At 30.9% G+C, this 21763-nt stretch carries 21 protein-coding genes; 17 read left to right on the top strand and 4 right to left on the bottom strand.

What is annotated here, in order from left to right:
• Positions 1–226: 226 nt before the first annotated feature.
• Complete coding sequence (locus tag CD127_RS09315) at positions 227–808, top strand: hypothetical protein (protein ID WP_103366505.1); 582 nt, start codon at positions 227–229, stop codon at positions 806–808.
• Positions 809–896: 88 nt separating this feature from the next.
• Here the strand turns inward: CD127_RS09315 and CD127_RS09310 are convergent, their stop codons facing one another.
• Positions 897–2279: an aspartate kinase gene (locus CD127_RS09310; RefSeq protein ID WP_103366504.1), complete on the bottom strand. Its 1383-nt coding sequence runs from the start codon at positions 2277–2279 to the stop codon at positions 897–899.
• A gap of 192 nt (positions 2280–2471) precedes the next feature.
• Here CD127_RS09310 and CD127_RS09305 point away from each other — a divergent pair, with 192 nt between their 5' ends.
• From CD127_RS09305 to CD127_RS09290, 4 genes are read left to right on the top strand one after another with little or no spacing between them, the layout of a single operon-like run.
• Positions 2472–3749 carry a homoserine dehydrogenase gene (locus CD127_RS09305; RefSeq protein ID WP_103366503.1) on the top strand — a complete coding sequence of 426 codons (1278 nt, stop codon included), beginning with the start codon at positions 2472–2474 and terminating at the stop codon, positions 3747–3749.
• A 5-nt stretch (positions 3750–3754) separates the two neighbouring features.
• Entirely contained in the window at positions 3755–4816 is a 1062-nt protein-coding gene (gene thrC / locus CD127_RS09300) for a threonine synthase (RefSeq protein WP_103366502.1), read from the top strand.
• On the top strand, positions 4817–5734 hold the full coding sequence (thrB, locus tag CD127_RS09295) for a homoserine kinase (RefSeq protein ID WP_103366501.1): 918 nt from the start codon (positions 4817–4819) through the stop codon (positions 5732–5734).
• Between the two features lie 51 nt (positions 5735–5785).
• Entirely contained in the window at positions 5786–6589 is an 804-nt protein-coding gene (locus CD127_RS09290) for a Cof-type HAD-IIB family hydrolase (protein ID WP_103299050.1), read from the top strand.
• A 99-nt stretch (positions 6590–6688) separates the two neighbouring features.
• Here the strand turns inward: CD127_RS09290 and CD127_RS09285 are convergent, their stop codons facing one another.
• Together CD127_RS09285 and CD127_RS09280 are read right to left on the bottom strand one after the other, a co-directional pair.
• On the bottom strand, positions 6689–7003 hold the full coding sequence (locus tag CD127_RS09285) for a hypothetical protein (protein WP_103299051.1): 315 nt from the start codon (positions 7001–7003) through the stop codon (positions 6689–6691).
• A 180-nt stretch (positions 7004–7183) separates the two neighbouring features.
• Positions 7184–8635: an amino acid permease gene (locus CD127_RS09280; protein WP_103366500.1), complete on the bottom strand. Its 1452-nt coding sequence runs from the start codon at positions 8633–8635 to the stop codon at positions 7184–7186.
• Between the two features lie 211 nt (positions 8636–8846).
• Here CD127_RS09280 and CD127_RS09275 point away from each other — a divergent pair, with 211 nt between their 5' ends.
• The 5 genes from CD127_RS09275 (at position 8847) to CD127_RS09255 (ending at position 13279) form a co-directional block, all read left to right on the top strand.
• Positions 8847–10361, top strand: coding sequence for a catalase (locus tag CD127_RS09275; protein WP_103366499.1), 1515 nt, complete (start codon positions 8847–8849; stop codon positions 10359–10361).
• Between the two features lie 88 nt (positions 10362–10449).
• On the top strand, positions 10450–10599 hold the full coding sequence (rpmG, locus tag CD127_RS09270; RefSeq protein WP_103299054.1) for a 50S ribosomal protein L33: 150 nt from the start codon (positions 10450–10452) through the stop codon (positions 10597–10599).
• Between the two features lie 226 nt (positions 10600–10825).
• Positions 10826–11095: a 30S ribosomal protein S14 gene (gene rpsN, locus CD127_RS09265; RefSeq protein ID WP_011275862.1), complete on the top strand. Its 270-nt coding sequence runs from the start codon at positions 10826–10828 to the stop codon at positions 11093–11095.
• Positions 11096–11251: 156 nt separating this feature from the next.
• A complete protein-coding gene (gene guaC, locus CD127_RS09260; RefSeq protein ID WP_103299055.1) occupies positions 11252–12235 on the top strand; it encodes a GMP reductase in 984 nt (327 codons plus the stop codon).
• 24 nt (positions 12236–12259) lie between these two features.
• The gene (locus CD127_RS09255; protein WP_169926757.1) at positions 12260–13279 is read left to right on the top strand and encodes a CAP domain-containing protein; all 1020 of its coding nucleotides are present in this window, start codon (positions 12260–12262) and stop codon (positions 13277–13279) included.
• A 226-nt stretch (positions 13280–13505) separates the two neighbouring features.
• Here the strand turns inward: CD127_RS09255 and lexA are convergent, their stop codons facing one another.
• The gene (gene lexA / locus CD127_RS09250) at positions 13506–14129 is read right to left on the bottom strand and encodes a transcriptional repressor LexA (protein WP_103366497.1); all 624 of its coding nucleotides are present in this window, start codon (positions 14127–14129) and stop codon (positions 13506–13508) included.
• A gap of 142 nt (positions 14130–14271) precedes the next feature.
• Here lexA and sosA point away from each other — a divergent pair, with 142 nt between their 5' ends.
• The 7 genes from sosA to sbcC form a co-directional block, all read left to right on the top strand.
• Positions 14272–14505 carry a DNA damage-induced cell division inhibitor SosA gene (gene sosA / locus CD127_RS09245; RefSeq protein WP_103299121.1) on the top strand — a complete coding sequence of 78 codons (234 nt, stop codon included), beginning with the start codon at positions 14272–14274 and terminating at the stop codon, positions 14503–14505.
• A gap of 290 nt (positions 14506–14795) precedes the next feature.
• Positions 14796–15038, top strand: a complete 243-nt coding sequence (locus tag CD127_RS09240) for a DUF896 domain-containing protein (RefSeq protein ID WP_103299124.1) — start codon at positions 14796–14798, stop codon at positions 15036–15038.
• A gap of 98 nt (positions 15039–15136) precedes the next feature.
• Complete coding sequence (gene tkt, locus CD127_RS09235) at positions 15137–17125, top strand: transketolase (RefSeq protein WP_103366496.1); 1989 nt, start codon at positions 15137–15139, stop codon at positions 17123–17125.
• Positions 17126–17307: 182 nt separating this feature from the next.
• Positions 17308–17550 (top strand): YneF family protein, encoded by a 243-nt coding sequence (locus CD127_RS09230; protein ID WP_103299123.1) that lies wholly within the window; start codon positions 17308–17310, stop codon positions 17548–17550.
• Positions 17551–17707: 157 nt separating this feature from the next.
• A complete protein-coding gene (locus tag CD127_RS09225) occupies positions 17708–18175 on the top strand; it encodes a CcdC family protein (protein ID WP_103299119.1) in 468 nt (155 codons plus the stop codon).
• A 119-nt stretch (positions 18176–18294) separates the two neighbouring features.
• Entirely contained in the window at positions 18295–19419 is a 1125-nt protein-coding gene (sbcD, locus tag CD127_RS09220) for an exonuclease subunit SbcD (RefSeq protein ID WP_103366495.1), read from the top strand.
• A gap of 3 nt (positions 19420–19422) precedes the next feature.
• On the top strand, positions 19423–21763 hold a 2341-nt coding region (gene sbcC, locus CD127_RS09215; RefSeq protein WP_103366494.1), incomplete at its 3' end, for an exonuclease subunit SbcC.

The following is a 21763-nucleotide window of genomic DNA, read 5'->3' as shown; positions in this document are numbered from 1 at the left end:
GTTTAGACAAGGTTAGGTTAAGTAGTTAAGCATTTTCATGTCGAAAATTTTAAAGAAATATTTTATAATAGTTAATTGTTAATTAAATTTTAATTGAATTTAAAATGTTGAAATTGTTAATTTAGGAGTCAAATATTTACATATTTTTCATAAACTGAAGTTTGAAAATATTGTACAAGAAAGGTATAATAATCACTATGAAAGCGTTTCCTTAGGAGGTAGTTGAATGGAGAATGAACATCAAGAATATGTAGAACAATTAGTAGACATTCTTAAATCAAAATGTCGAAAATCTTTTAAATTTCATGGGGAAGTCGCTATGCAGTTATTTTTAAATGATAACTTTACGCTACCTTCGAAAGTTGATATATGTGTTGAAAGAAAATATTTAGTCGAAGTATTAAGAGTCATTCCTTCAGCTTACACATATAATTATTATAATAAAAATAATGAAAAGATGGATAAAGACAAATTAAATGTGCCGGAAGTAGCGCATATAGATGTCACAATTAATAATAGAGTAGTTCTAAATATCTTTATTTATGATGTTGTAAACGAAGAATGGATATTTAGATTAGATGAAAATATCCGCATACCAAAAAATAGTATATATTTTCATTCGCTCACTTGGAATGTAGATTACATTAAACCTGAAATCGTACTTATGTACGATTTGATGGATAATCAAGATTATCATCGATTACCTAATTATAAAAGGGTATTAGAAGCGTTAAGTTACTATCAATTCGTTATATTAAAAATGGTTGTGGGAGAGCAAAGAATTCAAGAGGCTCTAACACAAGGTTAATTTATGCGGAAATTTTATGTAAGAAAAAAAGCAACTGATGAGGTTGAGATAATTAATTTTGTCTCATTCCCATATCAGTTGCTTTTTATTACTTTTTAGCACATAAGTTTTTTAAACATACGCCATGATAACAGTATTCATAAGTTGATAACACTGCTTTATCAGCATCTTCTACCGAAATACCAAACATCATTGAAATTTCTGAGGCGCCTTGGTTAATCATTTTTAAGTTAATATTAGATTCAGCTAATGCATGCGTAATTTGGTGGGCGGTACCGACAGATTTGTTCATTCCTTCGCCTACAATCATTAAGATAGCCAAGTCATGCTCAATACTTAATTCATCAACTTCGCATTTTTTTCGTATAGCATTTAAAACTTCTTGTTCCTTACCTTTAATTTGATGTGTACGCATAATAATACTGATACTATCGATTCCTGAAGGCATATGGTCGAAAGAAATATTATAATCTTTAAGAATTTCTAATATTTTACGAGTAAATCCAACTTGTCTATTCATTAAATATTTTTTTATGTTAATTACTGTAAAGTCTTTATCGCAACTTATACCAATAATAACTTCTTTATCATTTATGTCACGATCATGTCTAATAAATGTCCCTTTATCTTGGGGGCGATTAGTATTTTTAATGACTACAGGAATTCTATGTTTATATAAAGGTTGTAGCGCTTCATCGTGGAAAACGCCAAATCCTGCATAAGATAATTCACGCATTTCTCTATATGTAATTTCATTAATAAGTTCTGGGTTTTTTATAACATTTGGGTTTGCTTTGAAAATACCTGAAACGTCAGTAAAGTTTTCATAAAGAGATGCTCTTACACCTCTAGCAATAATTGCACCAGTAATATCTGACCCACCTCTAGGGAACGTCACTACATAATTTTGCTTAGATACACCGAAGAAACCAGGAATAATAATTTTCCCTTCAATGTCTCTCAGTTTGTAAATTTGATCGTAAGCTTCTTCTAAAATTTGTGCTTGTTGAGGCAAATCAGTGACTAAAATACCAGCATCTTTAGGAGAAAGGTATGTTGTTTTAACACCTTGAGAATCATTATAACTTGCGATAAGTTGTGCATTAAAATTCTCACCACATGATAATAAAGCATCATATAAACGTGGAGGTTCGTCTTTTAATGTTTTAATGATATGTTCAAGTGTTTCATCAATTGTAGTTAGGAATATCAAATCCATTTCTAATTCTTCTAAAATATCTGCATAGCGCTGGATAATTTCCTTTTTCTTATCTTGATAATTTAATCCATTAAGCACCTTTTCATATAAACGAATTAAAAGATCAGTTGTTTTTATATCATCTTTGTGCCTTTTTCCAGGAGCAGAAACAATAATGATTTTACGTTCGTCATCGTCGTTTACGATTTTAAGGACTTTTTTAATTTGAGTTGCATTTGAAACAGAACTACCGCCGAATTTTGCTACTTTCATAAATTGTATCAACCTTTCTAAAAAATCAGAAAATTCTATTTAATTTTCTGATACCGCATGGTAATATATATTCACTTTTTACGCTGAAAAAAGTCCTATCGATTTAATATGATTTAATAGTATACTATAATAAAGTATATTTCAAGAAAACAATTGTATTTCTCAGTAATACAAATGGAGGAAGATATTTATATGAAAGAATTGAACGTTGCTTTACTTGGTCTCGGAACAGTTGGATCAGGTGTAGTAAAAATCATAGAAGAGAATAGACAACAAATTAAAGATACGCTCAATAAAGATATCGTTATTAAGCATATTTTAGTTCGTAATAAGTCTAAAAAAAGACCTATCAATATCAGTCAATATCATTTAACAGAAGATGTCGATGAAATATTAAATGATGATTCGATTGATATCGTTATTGAAGTAATGGGAGGAATTGAACCTACAGTTGATTGGCTTAGAGATTCGCTTAAACGTGGTAAGCATGTTATTACAGCGAATAAAGATTTACTAGCCGTACATTTAAAACTGTTGGAAGACTTAGCTGAAAAACAAGGGGTAGCATTAAAGTTTGAAGCAAGTGTAGCAGGCGGTATTCCAATTGTTAACGCAATTAATAATGGATTAAATGCCAATAATATTTCTAAATTTATGGGAATTTTAAATGGTACTTCTAATTTTATTCTTTCTAAAATGACGCGTGAACAAGCATCTTTTGAAGAAGCGCTAGATGAGGCAAAACGATTAGGCTATGCAGAAGCGGATCCTACTGATGATGTTGAAGGTATTGATGCAGCACGTAAAGTTGTAATTACTTCTTATTTATCATTTAACCAAGTCATTAAATTAAGTGATGTAAAAGTTAGAGGAATTAGTAACACTACATTAAGCGATATCAATGTAGCAGATAAATTAGGCTATAAGATTAAATTGATTGGTAAAGGAACATATTATAACAGTAAAGTTGCAGCATCTGTAGAACCGACGTTAATACATAAATCTCACCAATTAGCTGCAGTAGAAAATGAATATAATGCTATTTATGTTATTGGTGATGCTGTAGGAGACACTATGTTCTATGGTAAGGGTGCTGGTAGTTTAGCTACAGGTAGTGCGGTAGTAAGTGACTTATTAAATGTGGCGTTATTCTTTGAATCAAACTTACATACACTTCCTCCACACTTTGAATTGAAGACGGATGAAACACGCGAATTAATGGATAATGATGAGTCAGTGTCTATTAAGGAGAAGCTAAATTATTATGTTGTTATTCATAGTGATAAATCAATTGAAAAATTTGAAGATGAACTAAAAGCGATATTACCTTTCCATAAATCGCTTCAAATAGATACAAGAGATGAAACCTCTTATGGTGTAGTGATTATTGGCTTAGACGCATCTCCAGAAGAAGAATTAAGTAAAGCAGGATTGAATGTTGAAAAAATTTATCCAGTTGAAGGAGTTTAATAATTATGAAAAGATGGCAAGGATTAGTAGAAGAATTTAAAGAATATTTACCTGTGAATGAAGACACACCTCATTTAACACTTAATGAAGGTCATACACCACTTATCCATTGTGAGAATTTATCAGCAATGTTAAATATTGACTTATTTGTCAAATATGAGGGTGCAAATCCTACGGGTTCTTTTAAAGACCGTGGAATGGTAATGGCTGTCACTAAAGCAAAAGAACAAGGTAAAAAAGTAGTTATTTGTGCTTCAACTGGTAATACGTCAGCTTCTGCAGCAGCCTATGCCGCTAGAGCAGGTTTAAAAGCAATAGTAGTTATTCCTGAAGGTAAAATTGCGTTAGGAAAGTTATCTCAAGCTGTAATGTATGGTGCTGAAATTGTTTCTATTGAAGGTAATTTCGATGAAGCTTTAGAAATTGTTAAAGAAATAGCGGCAAATGATGATGAAATTGAATTAGTTAATTCAGTTAACCCATATCGTATCGAAGGTCAAAAAACTGGTGCATTTGAAATTGTTGAACAATTAGAACAAGCACCAGATGTTTTAGCCATCCCAGTAGGAAACGCTGGAAATATTACTGCATATTGGAAAGGATTTAAAGAATATCACGAGAAAAAAGGTAGCCAATTACCACAATTATTTGGTTTCCAAGCAGAAGGTGCATCTCCAATCGTTCAAAATAAAGTAATTAAAAATCCTGAAACAATTGCAACAGCAATCCGCATTGGTAACCCTGCTAGTTGGAGTAAAGCGACAAAAGCTTTAGATGAATCAAATGGTCTAATTGATAGCGTAACAGATGAGGAAATTTTAGAAGCTTACCAATTAATGACTTCAAAAGAAGGGGTATTTAGTGAACCTGCAAGTAATGCTTCGATTGCTGGTCTTATTAAATTACATCGTGCAGGTAAGTTACCAAAAGATAAAAAAGTTGTAGCTATTTTAACTGGTAATGGCTTAAAAGACCCTGACACAGCTATTTCTATTTTAGATAATCCTATTCAACCGCTTCCGAATGATAAAGCAAGTATCATTGATTACATCAAAGGAGCATTATAAATGAATAAATATTTGCACCTTAAGATTCCAGCATCAACTGCTAATTTAGGGGTAGGATTTGATTCAATTGGAATGGCTATCGACAAATATTTAAATTTATATGTTCATAGAATTGAAGGGGACGAGTGGGAATTTGATTATTTAAGTCCAGAATTAAATAGTCTTCCTAACAATAAGGACAATTATATATATCAAGTTGCCCAACAAGTTGCTACTAAATATAATATCGAATTACCAACTTTGAAGGTTGAAATGAGAAGTGATATTCCATTAGCAAGAGGATTAGGATCTTCAGCATCTGCTTTGGTAGGGGCATTATATATAGCGAATTATTTTGGTAACATACAGCTTTCAAAATATGAGTTGCTTCAATTAGCAACTGAAATAGAGGGGCATCCCGATAACGTAGCACCAACAATTTATGGAGGGCTATTAGCAGGATACTATAATCCAGATACTGAAGAAACTGATGTTGCTCATATTGATGTGCCTGATGTGGATATTATTTTAACTATTCCTCCATATGAGTTAAAAACTGAAGATTCTCGAAATGTTTTGCCAGATAATTTTTCTCATAAGAAAGCAATTCAAAATAGTGCAATTAGTAATACAATGATTTGTGCTCTAATACAGCATAATTATGAACTTGCTGGGAAAATGATGGCACAAGATGGATTTCATGAGCCATATCGTCAACATTTAATTCCAGAATTTGAAAAGGTGAAAGCATTAGCCAACAAATATGATGCCTATGCTACAGTGATTAGTGGTGCGGGGCCTACTATCTTAACGTTAAGTCGTAAAGAAAAAAGTGGCGAGCTGGTAAGAGCATTGAGACAGCAAATTACACATTGTCATTCTGAACTAGCTACAATTAATCAAGTAGGTGTAGTTGAAGAAATTGTGTATCCTTTTTAAATTTATTGTAAAATGAGGGCAAGCGATTTTTGAAAGGAGCACCATAAAGACATGAGTAATTTCAAAGTGATAGTAATGGACATGGATGATACTTTAATTAATAGTGATAATAAAGTAAGTCCTGAAACAAAAGAATATTTAATAGATCTCCAAAATCAAGGCTATAAAGTGGTTCTAGCTTCTGGACGACCAACAGAAGGCATGTTACCAATAGCTAAAGAGTTACATTTAGATAAACACGATAGTTATATCATTAGTTATAATGGTGGAAAAACAATCAAAGTAGCCACTGAAAAAGTTGAAGTAAGTAAAAGCGTCTCAAAAGAAGACTTTGACGAAATTGCAGACTTCTGTAGAGAAAAAAACTTTTTAGTGCTAACTTATCAAGATGGTCATATCATTCATGATGGGGATCACGAATATAGAGATATTGAATCTCAACTTACTGGTTTACCGATGAAGAGAGTAAACGATATCAAAGCGTATATCAATGAAGATGTACCTAAAGTGATGGGTGTAGATTATGTAGAGAACATTACAAATGTAAGAGATGCTTTACATGGTTCATTTAATTCCAACATTGATGTCACTACAAGCAAACCATTTTTCTTAGAATTTATGGCTAAAGGCGTGTCTAAAGGTAATGCTATTAAAGCGTTATGTGAAAAGTTAGATATTCCTTTAAAAGAAGTAGTATGCTTTGGCGATAGTTTAAATGACCAGTCTATGTTTGAAGTGGCAGGTTATTCTGTAGCTATGGGAAATGCTACTGAAGAATTAAAAGAAGTTGCGGATAAAGTAACATTAGATAACGATTCTAATGGTATACCAGCCGCTTTAAAAGAAATCTTATAAATAATAAAAAGCATGAGTATCTTACATTAACGTCATACTTACTAAAATTTCTTTTAGTAAAACGTTAAAAAATACTCATGCTTTTTTGCTTTTTAAATACTATTTAGCAGTATGCGTCCAATCATGTTTGCCACGATAGCGTTTGACATAAGCGTAAACTTGGTCCGCTGCATAATCTAAATTAGTATAAACAGTAATAGTGTATGCTGATTGATTCTCGTTAAATGGTTCGTTGCTAAACACGTCTTTTAAATGAATAAATAGATTCTCCATTTGATCGTGTTCAAGACTTGGGTACTCTCGCAAAGTACGTTTAAGTAGTTGACCGTTTTTCTCTTCAAGAGATTGGACTACGATTACAAAACGCTCTTCACTTTTAATAACATCGTCAAATAAATTTGTTTGACCAACCATCTTTCTCACCTCTAAATCAATATCTTAAGATTAATTATACCGAATAAATGAGACTGTGAAAATACGCTTTATACGTTTCTATAAAAAAGCGAACAGTTTAGAAAAAAGGGATAAGTATTTCGATATCCGACGTACTCTAAACTGTTCGCTTAAACTGATATAAATATTTAGGTATAAATCTTAATCATTGTGATATTGATGAGGTGTAATATCCATTTCATCTAACTTAACAAATTTTGTTTTTCTAATTACTTTATGCACTAAGAAAATCAATGCTAAAACAATTAAAGGCATAATATTAACGATAAATTTACCTATATTGCCACTAAATAAATCGCCAATTGAATTACCAAAATATAAGAAAATAAGTGTGGCAAATACTAAGATTGGACCTAAAGGATATAAAGGTGATTTATAAGGTAATAATGTATTAATATCTTTACCTTGACGTTTTATCGCTCTACGTAAACGAACTTGAGCCCATGAGCTAGCTGCCCAAACAATGATTACTAATGATCCAATAATATTTAATAAACTGAATACTGCATTAGAATAGAAGTTAGCAATAATAATGATTGCTACAATTAAAATATATGTTGTAACTAATGCACGTAAAGGAAGTTTAGTTTTTTGATTTAATTTACTTAAAAATTTAGGCGCTTGTTTTTCATCACTTAAAGAGAATAACATTCTACTTGTAGTATACATTCCTGAGTTCGTCGCTGATAATAATGAAGTTAAAATAACTGCATTAATCACGGAAGCAGCGAAAGCAATGCCAATTCTATCAAATACAATTGTAAATGGACTTTGTGCTACAGATTCATGTTCATTTAATAAAAGTGGATCTGTATAAGGAATGATAGCTGCAATAACAGCGATAGATAACACGTAAAATAATAAAATTCTCCAAAATACTTGTTTAACGGCTTTAGGCATTGTTTTTTCAGGATTATCTGATTCCCCAGCAGTAACAGCTACAACTTCTGTACCACCAACTGAGAAACCTGCCACAAGTAATACGCCTAAGAAACCAGACATACCACCAACAAATGGTGCTTGACCTTTAGTATAATTTTCAAAACCATAAGTATGGCCACCTAAAATACCAAGAATCATTAAGAAACCAACAATTATAAATACTATAATTGTAATAACTTTGATTAGTGAAAGCCAAAACTCAGTTTCACCGAATACTTTAACCGTAAAAATATTTAATAGGAATATTATAGTAATGAAGATTAAACTCCAAGTGAGTGGGCTGAAGAATTTAAAAATATCCCAATAAAATAAAACATTTGATGCAACCATAACGTCTACGCTTGAAACTAAAGACCACATTATATAGTATAGCCAACCCATCGTGAAACCTAGAGAGGGATCTACGAAGCGGGTAGCATATGAACTGAATGAACCTGATACAGGATAAAAAGTAGCAAGTTCTCCAATTGATGACATTAAAAAATAAAGCATGACGCCGATTAATAAATAAGCTAAAATAGCGCCTCCAGGACCAGCTTGAGCTACAACATTGCCAGTAGCTACAAAGAGACCTGTACCGATTGCCCCGCCAATTGCAATCATGGATATGTGTCTTGAACTAAGACCACGTTTCATATTGTTATCTTCCATATGTTGTCTCCTATACAAAAATTAAATATACACATCATTTTAATGCTTTTAGCTTAAGTATTCAATAACTTTTGAACAATTCGTTCTAAAAATTTTTAATTTTCTGATTTTTCTAGAAATAGTGAAAACTGGTTTAATCATAAGGGAAATGGGTTTAATTATAGTAATTATTAGATTATAATTATTACAAAGTAACGAGAGGAGATTTATAATGTCTAAAGAAGATAAAAAATTGACTGGTTTATTCGGACATCCCGTTTCAGATAGAGAAAATAGTATGACAGCTGGCCAACGTGGTCCGTTATTAATGCAAGATATATATTATTTAGAACAAATGTCACACTTTGATCGTGAAGTTATCCCTGAACGTCGTATGCATGCGAAAGGTTCAGGTGCATTCGGGACATTTACAGTAACTAATGATATTACACAATATACAAGTGCGAAGATATTCTCAGAAGTTGGCAAACAAACAGAAATGTTTGCACGTTTCTCAACCGTTTCAGGTGAACGTGGCGCAGCTGACCTAGAAAGAGATATTCGTGGTTTTGCTTTAAAATTCTATACAGAAGATGGTAACTGGGATTTAGTAGGAAACAATACACCTGTATTCTTTTTCAGAGACCCAAAATTATTCATTAGTTTAAACCGTGCTGTTAAACGTGATCCACGTACTAATATGAGAAGTCCTCAAAATAACTGGGATTTCTGGACAGGTGTTCCAGAATCATTGCACCAAGTTACAATCTTAATGTCAGACCGTGGTATGCCTAAAGGATTCCGTAATATGCATGGCTTTGGTTCACATACATATTCAATGTATAACGACAAAGGTGAACGTGTGTGGGTTAAATATCATTTCAGAACACAACAAGGTATAGAAAATTATACAGACGAAGAAGCGGCTGAAATTGTAGGTGGCGATAGAGACTCTTCTCAACGCGATTTATATAATGCGATTGAACGTGGAGATTACCCTAAATGGAAGATGTACATCCAAGTAATGACTGAGGAACAAGCTAAAAATCATCCAGATAATCCATTTGATTTAACTAAAGTTTGGTATAAAGATGAGTATCCTTTAATTGAAGTAGGGGAATTTGAATTAAACCGTAACCCAGAGAATTATTTCATGGAAGTTGAACAAGCTGCATTTGCACCTACTAACATTGTTCCAGGTTTAGATTTCTCACCAGACAAAATGTTACAAGGTCGTTTATTCTCATATGGTGATGCACAACGTTATCGATTAGGCGTCAATCATTGGCAAATCCCTGTAAACCAACCTAAAGGAGTAGGCGTAGAAAATCTATGTCCATTTAGTCGTGATGGCCAAATGAGATTCCTTGATGGTAACCAAGGTGGAGGCCCTCATTATTATCCAAATAATCAAGGCGTATATGATTCACAACCAGAATATAAAAAACCACCATTCCCTGTAGATGGAGATGGTTATGAATATAATTATCGTCAAGATGATGATAATTACTTCGAACAACCAGGTAAGTTATTCCGTCTTCAAACAGATGATGCAAAAGAAAGAATCTTTAAAAATACAGCAAATGCAATGGATGGTGTATCTGAATATGTGAAACGTAGACATATTCGTCATTGTTATAAAGCTGATCCTGAATATGGTAAAGGTGTAGCAAAAGCATTAGAAATTGATATTAACGATATCGATTTAGAAACTACAGAAGATGAAACATACGAAAACTTCAAATAAATAAAAAATATTAATTGCGTATAATTGTAGCTTATGGTAAAGTTTTAAATCGTAAGAATTCCTAGTTGTATAAGAAAGGATGTTAATTATGCGCGTTAATGTAACATTAGCTTGCACTGAATGTGGCGATCGTAACTATATTACGACTAAAAACAAACGTAATAATCCTGAGCGTATTGAAATGATGAAATATTGCCCAAGATTAAACAAACACACGCTACATCGTGAAACTAAATAATCACTTATCTTTTAAATACGACATTTTAAGATAATATTCAAAAATGAAGACTGCTGACAAAGTTAAGAAAACTTTGTTAGCAGTTTTTTTATATCTTAATTTATAAAAATTCTACTATAGTAATTCATCATTTAAAATTTAGCAGTTTTAACTACTTGCAAATGGAAAAAGATGTGTTAATATATAAAACGTAATTATTACGATTTATAAAAAGGAGATTTCATCTATGGCTAAAAAATCAAAAATCGCAAAAGAAATGAAAAGAGAAAAATTAGTTAACCAATATTATGAATTAAGAAAAGAATTAAAAGCGAAGGGTGATTACGAAGCTTTAAGAAAATTACCAAGAGACTCTTCACCAACGCGTTTAACTAGAAGATGTAAAGTAACAGGAAGACCTAGAGGTGTTTTAAGAAAATTTGAAATGTCTCGTATTGCTTTTAGAGAACATGCGCATAAAGGCCAAATTCCAGGTGTAAAAAAATCAAGTTGGTAATCTTTTTTAAAAATTACTACTTTAGTCCATTTACAATATATATAAAAGGTTGTAAAGTATATAAGGGTGAAAATGATGAATGATTTATGTAAATGTTTTGTAAATTGTTCGGATTTTCAATGATAAACTAACTTATATAGGGGCTATGAAATTAAAATGAAAATTTTTGACTATGAAGATATCCAATTAATTCCAAATAAATGTATTGTTGAAAGTAGATCAGAATGTGACACAACGGTTCAATTCGGACCAAAGACTTTTAAATTACCAGTAGTACCAGCAAATATGCAAACAGTTATGAACGAAGAACTTGCACAATGGTTCGCAGAAAATGATTATTTCTATATTATGCACCGTTTTGATGAAGCAGGTCGTATTCCATTTATCGAAAAAATGCAAGATAAAGGTTTATTTGCTTCAATTTCTGTAGGTGTTAAAAAGAATGAATTCCAATTTGTTGAAGAATTAGCAGAAAAAGGATTAGTTCCAGAATATATCACAATCGATATAGCGCACGGTCATTCAGATTCAGTTATTAATATGATTAAACATATTAAAAAACATTTACCTGAATCATTTGTTATTGCAGGTAACGTGGGAACTCCTGAAGGTGTAAGAGAATTAGAAAATGCTGGCGCAGATGCTACTAAAGTAGGTATTGGACCAGGAAGAGTTTGTATTACTAAAATTAAAACAGGATTCGGTACAGGCGGTTGGCAATTAGCTGCATTAAATATTTGTAGCAAAGCTGCTCGTAAACCAATTATTGCTGACGGTGGTATTAGAACACATGGCGATATCGCTAAATCTATTAGATTCGGTGCTAGCATGGTAATGATTGGATCATTATTTGCAGCTCACGAAGAATCTCCAGGTGAAACTGTTGAATTAGAAGGTAAACGTTATAAAGAATATTTTGGTAGTGCTTCTGAATTCCAAAAAGGTGAACACAAAAACGTTGAAGGTAAAAAAATGTTCGTAGAGCATAAAGGTTCATTAAAAGATACATTAGTAGAAATGCAACAAGATCTTCAAAGTTCAATTTCATATGCTGGCGGTAAAGATTTAAAATCATTAACAACAGTAGATTATGTAATTGTAAGAAATTCAATCTTCAATGGGGACAGCGATAGAGGTTAATAATTATAGTGGCAGGTGTAGCTTATTAAAAAGTTTCTTTTATTTTCATTATTATTGTTGTTCTTTATTATATTAGTGCCACTTAATGAAAGCCAACCACTCATTCATTTACAAAATAACGTTAAAGCCAAAGTTCATAATTGGATGAATGGGGACGCTAGTATTAAAAATAATAAGTTAAAAGTTCCGAAAGATCAGGAATTTGCAATTAATAATATACAATTGAATACATCTAAAAGTGAAGTTGAAAAACAATTAGGTAATCCTAAAAGAGTGACCACAAGTTCATATGGATTAAAATGGTTTACTTATTATGATGGCGATTATAATAACTTTGTTATGGTGAGCTATATGGATGATAAGGTTAATGCACTATATAGTAATCAAAATATTATTACGTCTAAATCTAAAATAAAATATAATACACCTAAAGATGTTGTTCAAAAACGTTTGGGTGAACCTGTAAATGAAGTAGTTAAAGGAAGATATCGTTTCGAAGTTAAAAATGATGAATATGATGTCTTCCATCAAGATCATGTTTATTCAACAGTTTTTTATGATAAACATAACAATGAGGGCGTAACTGCGTTATTAGTAGTCAGTGAAGCAATGGAAAATCAACTGTCTCAACAATATGGTGCACCTTCATCTACTTTAGAAAAAAGCTATGAGTATCAAGATTTTGATTTAGTAAATGCTGAACGTAAACAACACGGCTTAAATACTTTAAGTTATTCAGCTAATCTATCTAATACAGCTAGAAAACATAGTGAAGATATGGTGAAAAATAATTACTTTGATCATACAGATTTAAAAGGGAATTCGCCCTTTGACCGTATGCATAAAGATGGCATTACATTTGATTCAGCAGGAGAAAATCTCGCTTACGGGCAGAAGAGTAGTATCTATGCTCATGAAGGGTTAATGAATTCTTTAGGTCATCGAAAGAATATTTTAAATACCAATTTTACTACGTTAGGTGTTGGCGTAGATTTTAATAATGATCGTCAGCCATATTGGACTGAAAATTATACTGGAGAGTAGTTTAAATATTGAATGTTTGGGGTATCTTTTTATTGATAAGGAAGTTGATAATATGACTACTAAAACAAAAGATAAAAAAGACATTCTAGATAAAGTAAAAGATATTTTAAACAAAAAAGACACAGTTGAAAAAAAGAACTAGAGCTAGCCAAAAAAGGCTAGCTCTAGTTCTTTATTATATATAAATATATAAGAGAGATAGTTAACTTAAGAAAACAAGTGCTACTTATAATTCTCTATAAAGACCTATAACTTTTCCGATAACAGTAACATTATCTAAATATATAGGACTCATAGTGCTGTTTTCTGGTTGTAATCTATAACGATTTTTTTCTTTGTAGAAACGTTTTACAGTAGCTTCATCATCTTCAGTCATTGCTACAATGATATCTCCATTTTCCGCAATTGTTTGGCTTCTAACGATGACTTTATCTCCATCTAAGATGCCAGCCTCAATCATACTTTCACCAACAACATTTAAAATGAAAATATCACTATTGTGAGTTGAAGTTAAATGCTCAGGTAATGGAAAATATTCTTCAATATTTTCAACAGCAGTGATAGGAACACCAGCTGTTACTTTACCAATAACCGGTACATATATTGTTTCTTCCATATTAATAGAGTCATTTGATTGTTCACTCACAATTTCAATTGCTCTTGGTTTAGTCGGATCTCTTTTTATATATCCTTTTTCTTCTAATCTTGATAAGTGACCGTGAACAGTTGAACTTGAAGCTAAACCAACTGCTTCACCAATTTCACGAACACTTGGTGGATAACCTTTAACTTGAACTACATGTTTAATGTAATCATATATTTCACTTTGTCTTTTTGTTAATTCTCTCATATATAGGCACTCCCTATGTTTATTTAACGTTATTATAGCATTAATTTTTCGTTAAAACAAACATTTGTTCGTTTTCGTATTGACTAGGAACATCTGTTCTGTTAAAGTGTTAATACAAACAAACGTTCTAGGAGTGTAATAAATGATTAATAAATATACTAGTAATTTGATTAGCAATATCGCCGTAGTATTAGTCTCTTGCATAGTTTTTCTAGTTTTCTTCATTAGTTTATATCATAGCTCACAAACGGAACAAACGTACGAAATTACAGACCATACCATCTCTAAAAAAGCTATGTTAAATAGTGATGATAAGAACATAAAAGACGCAAATACAGAACAAACAGACTATAAAGTGTTCGCATTAGTTCAATAAACTTTCAAAATATAAACTAACTATATATAAATTTTAAAAGCATAAATTTTTTGTCGAATTAGATGAGGAGTTTATGCTTTTAATTTTAAGAAAGAAAAAATGTTAGAAAGTATATTGAGAGGGTAATAACATCTATTATATGAGATTATTTGGTGTAGGTATAACTTTATAGTTTTGATAATTTGTTATAGTAGATGCAGCTTTTCAAAAACTTTTTTAACCTACATTTTTTTGGTATATTTTATGAAGTAATTATTAAAAATATTATATTTGAAAAGAGAGTGATTGCCTTGACTAAAGACAATTTAAATATAGATAGAATCAACGAACTAGCTAAAAAGAAAAAAGAAAAGGGATTAACTGAAGCTGAGGCTAAGGAACAATCTAAATTACGTAAAGCTTATTTAGAATCATTTAGAAAAGGTTTTAAACAACAAATTGAGAATACTAAGGTAATAGATCCAGAAGGAAACGATGTTACACCCGAAAAATTGAAAAAAATTCAAGAAGAAAATAAAAACCATAAAAATTAAAATACAAGGTTTAATCCCTTGAGATTAATTCTTATCAGAAACAATATATTTAAGTTATAATATAACAAAGATTATTTAGTAGAAGGGAAGTATTATAGATGTTTAACGAGAAAGATCAATTAGCCATTGATACTATTCGTGCTCTAAGTATTGATGCAATCGAACAAGCAAATTCTGGGCACCCAGGTCTACCTATGGGAGCAGCTCCAATGGCTTACACTTTATGGACACGCCATTTAAACTTCAATCCTCAATCAAAAGACTACTTTAACAGAGACCGTTTCATTCTTTCAGCAGGTCACGGTTCGGCTTTACTTTATAGCCTTCTTCATGTATCTGGAAGTTTAGAATTAGAAGAACTTAAACAGTTCAGACAATGGGGCTCAAAAACTCCTGGACATCCAGAATTCAGACATACTGATGGTGTTGAAGTAACAACTGGTCCTTTAGGCCAAGGTTTTGCCATGTCAGTTGGTATGGCTTTAGCTGAAGATCATTTAGCAGGTAAATTTAATAAAGAAGATATCGATATCGTTGATCACTACACATATGTATTAGCTTCTGATGGTGACTTAATGGAAGGTATTTCTCATGAAGCCGCTTCATTTGCTGGTCACAATCAATTAGATAAATTAATCGTGTTATATGATTCAAATGATATTTCACTTGATGGGGAATTAAACAAATCATTTTCAGAAGATACTAAAAAACGCTTCGAAAGCTATGGATGGAATCACATCTTAGTTAAAGAAGGTAATGACTTAGAAGAAATTGATAATGCTATTACTAAAGCAAAATCTCAAAAAGGCCCTACAATTATTGAAGTTAAAACAATTATTGGATTCGGTGCTCCAAACGTAAGTGGTACTAACGGTGTTCACGGTGCGCCATTAGGTGAAGATGAAAGAAAATTAACATTTGAAGCTTATGGTTTAGATCCTGAAAAACGCTTCTTTGTACCAGAAGAAGTATATGAAATCTTCCAAACAACTATGTTAAAACGTGCTAATGAAAATGAAGATGCTTGGAAAGAAAAATTAGAAGAATATACTAATAAATATCCAGAATTAGCTGAAGAATTTAAATTAGCGATTAGTGGTAAATTACCTAAAAATTATAAAGATGAGTTACCTAAATTTGGTAGCGATCATAAAGCGGCAACTCGTGCTGATTCAGGAGAAATTATCCAAGCTTTAAGTAAATCAGTACCTTCATTCTTTGGGGGTTCAGCTGACTTAGCAGGTTCTAACAAATCTAATGTTAAAGAAGCTACAGATTATGACCGTAATACACCTGAAGGTAAAAACGTTTGGTTTGGTGTAAGAGAATTTGCGATGGGCGCAGCAGTTAATGGTATGGCAGCTCATGGTGGTCTTCACCCATACGGTGCAACATTCTTCGTATTTAGTGATTACTTAAAACCTGCACTTCGTTTATCAGCAATTATGGGACTTAATTCAACATTCATCTTTACACATGACTCAATTGCAGTTGGTGAAGATGGTCCGACTCATGAACCAATTGAACAATTAGCTGGTTTAAGAGCTATTCCAAATATGAATGTTATCCGTCCAGCTGATGGCAATGAAACAAGAGTAGCTTGGGAAGTTGCTTTAGAATCTGAACAAACACCAACATCATTAGTATTAACTCGTCAAAATCTTCCTTATTTAGATGTTGATGAAGCTACTGTTGAAGAAGGCGTTCGTAAAGGTGCTTATTCAGTTTATGAAACTGAAACTAAACCAGAATACTTATTATTAGCTACTGGTTCAGAAGTAAGCTTAGCTATTGAAGCGGCTAAAGACCTTGATAAGCAAGGTAAAGGTGTAAGAGTTGTTTCTATGCCAAACTGGTTAGCTTTCGAACAACAAAGCGATGAATATAAAGAATCAGTCATTCCTAAAGATATTACTAAACGTGTTGCTATTGAAATGGCTTCACCACTTGGTTGGCACAAATACGTTGGTACTGAAGGTAAAGTTATCGGTATCGATGGATTTGGCGCAAGTGCCCCTGGTGATTTAGTAGTTGAAAAATATGGATTTACTAAAGAAAATATTTTAAACCAAATTAGAACATTCTAATTTATTACTATTGTTAAAAGGAAGGCTTTCCACGCGAAAGCCTTCTTTTTTATTAATTTTTAGGTATCAAAATCATATGGTAATTTGTTATCATAATAAATGTGTTTTTATTCTTAAACTAGCTATTGAAAATAAGATAGTTATTTAGTAAAATTCAGTAGGTATAGAAAGTGGGTGAAACAATGGCAACTTGGTTAGCGATATTATTAATCATTCTAGCGCTTATCATCGGACTTGTTGGTGGTTTCTTCTTAGCAAGAAAATATATGATGGATTATTTGAAAAAAAACCCACCTATTAATGAAGAAATGTTACGTATGATGATGATGCAAATGGGACAAAAACCATCTCAAAAGAAAATCAATCAAATGATGACTATGATGAACAAAAACATGGATCAAAACATGAAAAGTTCAAAAAAATAATTTTTAAGAAGGATTGTGCCGTTTAAAGGTTTACAATCCTTTATTTTTGATGTAAAACAATTTTAGGATTATTATTGATACAGCAATTTAAGTTAAATTTTAACTATTGAAAATAATTTTTCGAAGTATTAGTTTATGAATATAAGAAGGTGTAATTTTGGCGTATTTAATTTTTTCAGTAGTATTTGCATTGTTCATGGGAATTGTCGTTATCTTCATACGTATGAAAGCTCAAAAATTCCCAGTTAATGAGAAAAAAATTATTTTACCACCGTTCTTCATGGCTACAGGTGCCTTGATGTATGTTATTCCGTACTTTAGATTAACTGGTGCAGAAATAATAGAATCTGTTATTTTAGGCGTTATCTTTTCATCTGTCTTAATATGGACAAGCCATTTTGAAGTTCATGGAACTGAAATTTATATGAAAAGATCTAAAGCTTTTCCAATCATTTTGATTTCATTATTAATTATCCGTACGGTAATCAAAATATTTATTAGTAGCTCGATTGATCCTGGTGAAATCGGTGGAATGTTCTTCTTACTAGCATTCAGCATGATTGTACCTTGGAGACTAGCTATGTTATATAAATTTAAAAAATTGAAAAAAACTTTAGTTTTATAGGTTTTGTGGGAGCGGAACAGAAATGTTTTTAATTTCTGTCTCGCTTCTTTTTTCATTTGAATAAGAAAAAATTTAAGTGTATAATTTTATACGAACAAATGTTCTTAAGGGGGATTCCTATGAAAATAATACATACAGGAGATTGGCACTTAGGAAAGATTCTAAATGGCAAGCAATTTTTAGAAGATCAAGAATACATATTAAATCAGTTGATAGATAAAATTAATGAAGAAAACCCAGATGTTTTCATTATTTCTGGCGACATTTACGATACAACATACCCAAGTAAAGAAACAATTAAGTTATTTGAAAAGACACTTAGTACAATCAATATTCAAATGGGTATTCCTACTATTATTACTAATGGTAACCATGATGGGAAGGAACGTTTAAATTATGGTTCTACTTGGTTTCAACATTCAAAGCTATACATACGTACTAAATTAGAGGATATGAATCATCCTATCACAATTAATAATGTTAATTTTTATACATTACCATTTGCGACAGTTAGTGAAATCAAAGCATTTTTTGAAGATGATTCAATTGAGACATACGAACAAGCTACTCAAAGATGTATAGCGCATATTTCTGAAACTATGAATAGAGATGAAATTAATTTCTTAATTGCGCACCTTACAATCAATGGAGGGAAAACATCTGATTCTGAAAGACCACTTACAATTGGTACAGTTGAAAGTGTAGATAAAACATCTTTCAATATTTTTGACAAAGTGTTATTAGGGCATTTACATCATCCGTTTAGTATTGAAGATAATGTGATTAGTTATAGTGGCTCTTTATTACAATATTCATTCTCAGAAAGTAACCAACCAAAAGGTTATAAGCGACTTATAATTAATTCTAAAGAAGATATTACCAATCAGTTTATACAGCTTAAACCTTTGCGAGAATTGGAAGTTATTGAAGGTGAATATGATGATGTTATTCAAGGTAGCGTAAAAATGAAAAATAAAGAAAATTATTTTCATTTTAAATTAAGAAACATGTCACATATTAATGATCCAATGCTACAACTCAAACAACTTTATCCTAATACTTTATCTTTAAGTAATATTACTTTTGAAAGTAGTGGTCAATTACATCAGGCTGAATTAAAACAAGAAGATGATGTGACAATTATTCAGCAATTTTATAAATCAATCACAGATCAAGAGCTAACAGATTATCAAAATAATAAAATTCATGACTTGCTCAATCAAGTAATTAATAAGGAGGTTTAAACGTTGAAGCCTATAAAATTAAAATTAACTAATTTCGGACCTTTTTTAAATGAAACAATTGATTTTCGAGAAATTAATAATGAACGATTATTTTTGATAAGTGGTAAAACAGGCTCAGGTAAAACTATGTTGTTTGATGCGATTGTCTTCGCTTTATTTGGAAAAGCTTCTACTGAAGGACGAAATGAAAGTGAACTTAGAAGTCATTTTGCAGATGGAAAATCACCTATGTCTGTCATTTATGAATTTGAACTTAAAGATAAAGCATTCAAAATTGTGAGACAGGGCGCTTTTACAAAACAAGGCAATACCTCTCAAACTCCAGGAAAGTTAGATGTCTATGAATTAGAAAAAGCAACAAATCAATATGAATTACGTGAAAGTAAGATTAGTTCAGGAAATGCGTTTATTAAAAGTATTTTAGGTGTGAATGCAGAACAATTCAGACAACTGTTTATCTTACCTCAAGGTGAATTTAAGAAGTTTTTAGTTTCTAATAGCTCTGATAAACAAAGTATTTTAAGAACCTTGTTTAATAGTATAAGATTTGAAGAAATTCAGAATTTGCTGTTAAACGAAGTGAAAGCAGAAAAGAAACAAATTGAATCTCGTCAAAATCAAATTCAATTATTATGGGAAGATATAGATGATTTTGAGAATGAAAAGTTAAGTGAACTTAAGCTCATCGATAGTCTTCAAACTCAAGAAATTTTAAAAGTCATCCCAAATTTTAAAGAAGTTGGCAATCAGTTACTTAAGGATTATGAAGAATTAAAAAATAAAAATCACGTTGCGCTAAAGAATTTAAATCAGCGTATTGAAGATAATAAACAACTTCAACAAAATCTTGTAGATTTAGAAAAACGAAAAGAATTAAAAAAACAATTAGATGAAAAAGCTAGTTACATAAAAGAATTAAATAAAGAATTAGACAGATTAAATGAAATAAAAACACTTTCTAATTTATATGAGCAAGAAAAAAATAAAGTCTTAAAAATTGAAGAAGTAAAAAATAAAATAGCGACATCAAAATCTAATATTACTCGTTTAAACCAATCATTAGAATTGCAATCAAGTGAATTAGAAACTTTAGTACAAAACGAAAAAAATATTGAACAAAAATCTGAATATATTAATAATACGAGACAATTTTATGGCAATCTTAGAAAATACAAAAACGCTTATACTGAAATTAAAACTACTGAAAATCAGCTTGTTGAGAGTGATAAAAAGCAAGAAGAGATTAGCCATAACGAAAATGTTCTTAACAAGAAAGCTAAAGCCATTGATATTAATGAAGATGCGATTGATCAATTGACACAAAGTATTTATGAATTGGAAAAATTAATTGAAAAACAAGAACAATTACAAGCTAATAAAGATAAATTGGCTAAATTGAAAAGCGAATATGATGATAAATCTGCACAACAAGAAGCTTTAAATCAAGAAATTGAGAATTTTAATACACAATTAGAAAACATTGATAGAACAAATATCGATTTAAATGATAAACAAACGTTTGTTCAAGAAATTCAATCTGCCTTACATATTGGCGATACATGTCCGATTTGTGGAAATGAAATTGAATCTTTAAATGCCCATATTGATTTTGAAAAGATTAACCAAAATCAACAATTGATTAAAAAATTAACAAACGATATTCATGAAAGAAATATTAAATTAGGTAATTTAGAAACCTCTCAAACATTTATCTCTAAACAAATGAATGAACTAGAAGTTAATGAGAGTGAATTACAAGATATTAAGCAATTAGAACAATCTTTACAAGATAAAAAAATAGAAAAACAACAAATTCAAGAACAAAAAAATGAATTAAAAGAATATAACAATCAATTAAATCAGCTTAAAGAAACTAAACATCAATTATTGGTTGATTATGAGAAATTAAAGTCTCAAAAAAATCAATATGAAATATTAATTAATGATTTTGAAAAAACGACACAGTTTAACGACATTAAGTCATTTGAAAAACAATATATTGAAAATGAAAAAATGGTTACTAATTTTCAAAAACAAAAAGAAGATTTAAATAGTAAAATTCAACAATATAATCAAGAATTAGCTATCGAAAAAAATAATTTAGAAAATCATGAAAATAGTAATCAAGAATTAGGAGAGGAGTTAAATCACCTAAAAATTCAAATAGATAATGAAATGACGAGAATAGGTGTATCAAATTACGAAGAAATTGAACATTTATTACAAAAATTAAACACTAAAAATGAGATTGAAAAAGAAATTGAAGACTATAATCAAGAACAGCATAAACATTCAATTGAAATAGAGCGTTTAACTCAATTAACAAAAGATAAAGAATTAGAAG

The organism is Staphylococcus petrasii (assembly GCF_002902565.1).
In the GTDB taxonomy this organism is placed as follows: domain Bacteria; phylum Bacillota; class Bacilli; order Staphylococcales; family Staphylococcaceae; genus Staphylococcus; species Staphylococcus petrasii.
The sequence above is the reverse complement of the archived record's forward strand: the minus strand, read 5'-3'. Positions and strand labels throughout refer to the sequence as shown.

Coding starts and splice junctions, on each gene's coding strand:
- CD127_RS09305 (WP_103366503.1), top strand. CDS start 2,472: ATGAAAGAATTGAACGTTGCTTTACTTGGTCTCGGAACAGTTGGATCA.
- CD127_RS09315 (WP_103366505.1), top strand. CDS start 227: ATGGAGAATGAACATCAAGAATATGTAGAACAATTAGTAGACATTCTT.
- rpmG (WP_103299054.1), top strand. CDS start 10,450: ATGCGCGTTAATGTAACATTAGCTTGCACTGAATGTGGCGATCGTAAC.
- tkt (WP_103366496.1), top strand. CDS start 15,137: ATGTTTAACGAGAAAGATCAATTAGCCATTGATACTATTCGTGCTCTA.
- CD127_RS09275 (WP_103366499.1), top strand. CDS start 8,847: ATGTCTAAAGAAGATAAAAAATTGACTGGTTTATTCGGACATCCCGTT.
- CD127_RS09290 (WP_103299050.1), top strand. CDS start 5,786: ATGAGTAATTTCAAAGTGATAGTAATGGACATGGATGATACTTTAATT.
- CD127_RS09230 (WP_103299123.1), top strand. CDS start 17,308: ATGGCAACTTGGTTAGCGATATTATTAATCATTCTAGCGCTTATCATC.
- rpsN (WP_011275862.1), top strand. CDS start 10,826: ATGGCTAAAAAATCAAAAATCGCAAAAGAAATGAAAAGAGAAAAATTA.
- guaC (WP_103299055.1), top strand. CDS start 11,252: ATGAAAATTTTTGACTATGAAGATATCCAATTAATTCCAAATAAATGT.
- CD127_RS09310 (WP_103366504.1), bottom strand. CDS start 2,279: ATGAAAGTAGCAAAATTCGGCGGTAGTTCTGTTTCAAATGCAACTCAA.
- sbcD (WP_103366495.1), top strand. CDS start 18,295: ATGAAAATAATACATACAGGAGATTGGCACTTAGGAAAGATTCTAAAT.
- thrB (WP_103366501.1), top strand. CDS start 4,817: ATGAATAAATATTTGCACCTTAAGATTCCAGCATCAACTGCTAATTTA.
- thrC (WP_103366502.1), top strand. CDS start 3,755: ATGAAAAGATGGCAAGGATTAGTAGAAGAATTTAAAGAATATTTACCT.
- lexA (WP_103366497.1), bottom strand. CDS start 14,129: ATGAGAGAATTAACAAAAAGACAAAGTGAAATATATGATTACATTAAA.
- sosA (WP_103299121.1), top strand. CDS start 14,272: ATGATTAATAAATATACTAGTAATTTGATTAGCAATATCGCCGTAGTA.
- CD127_RS09285 (WP_103299051.1), bottom strand. CDS start 7,003: ATGGTTGGTCAAACAAATTTATTTGACGATGTTATTAAAAGTGAAGAG.
- CD127_RS09280 (WP_103366500.1), bottom strand. CDS start 8,635: ATGGAAGATAACAATATGAAACGTGGTCTTAGTTCAAGACACATATCC.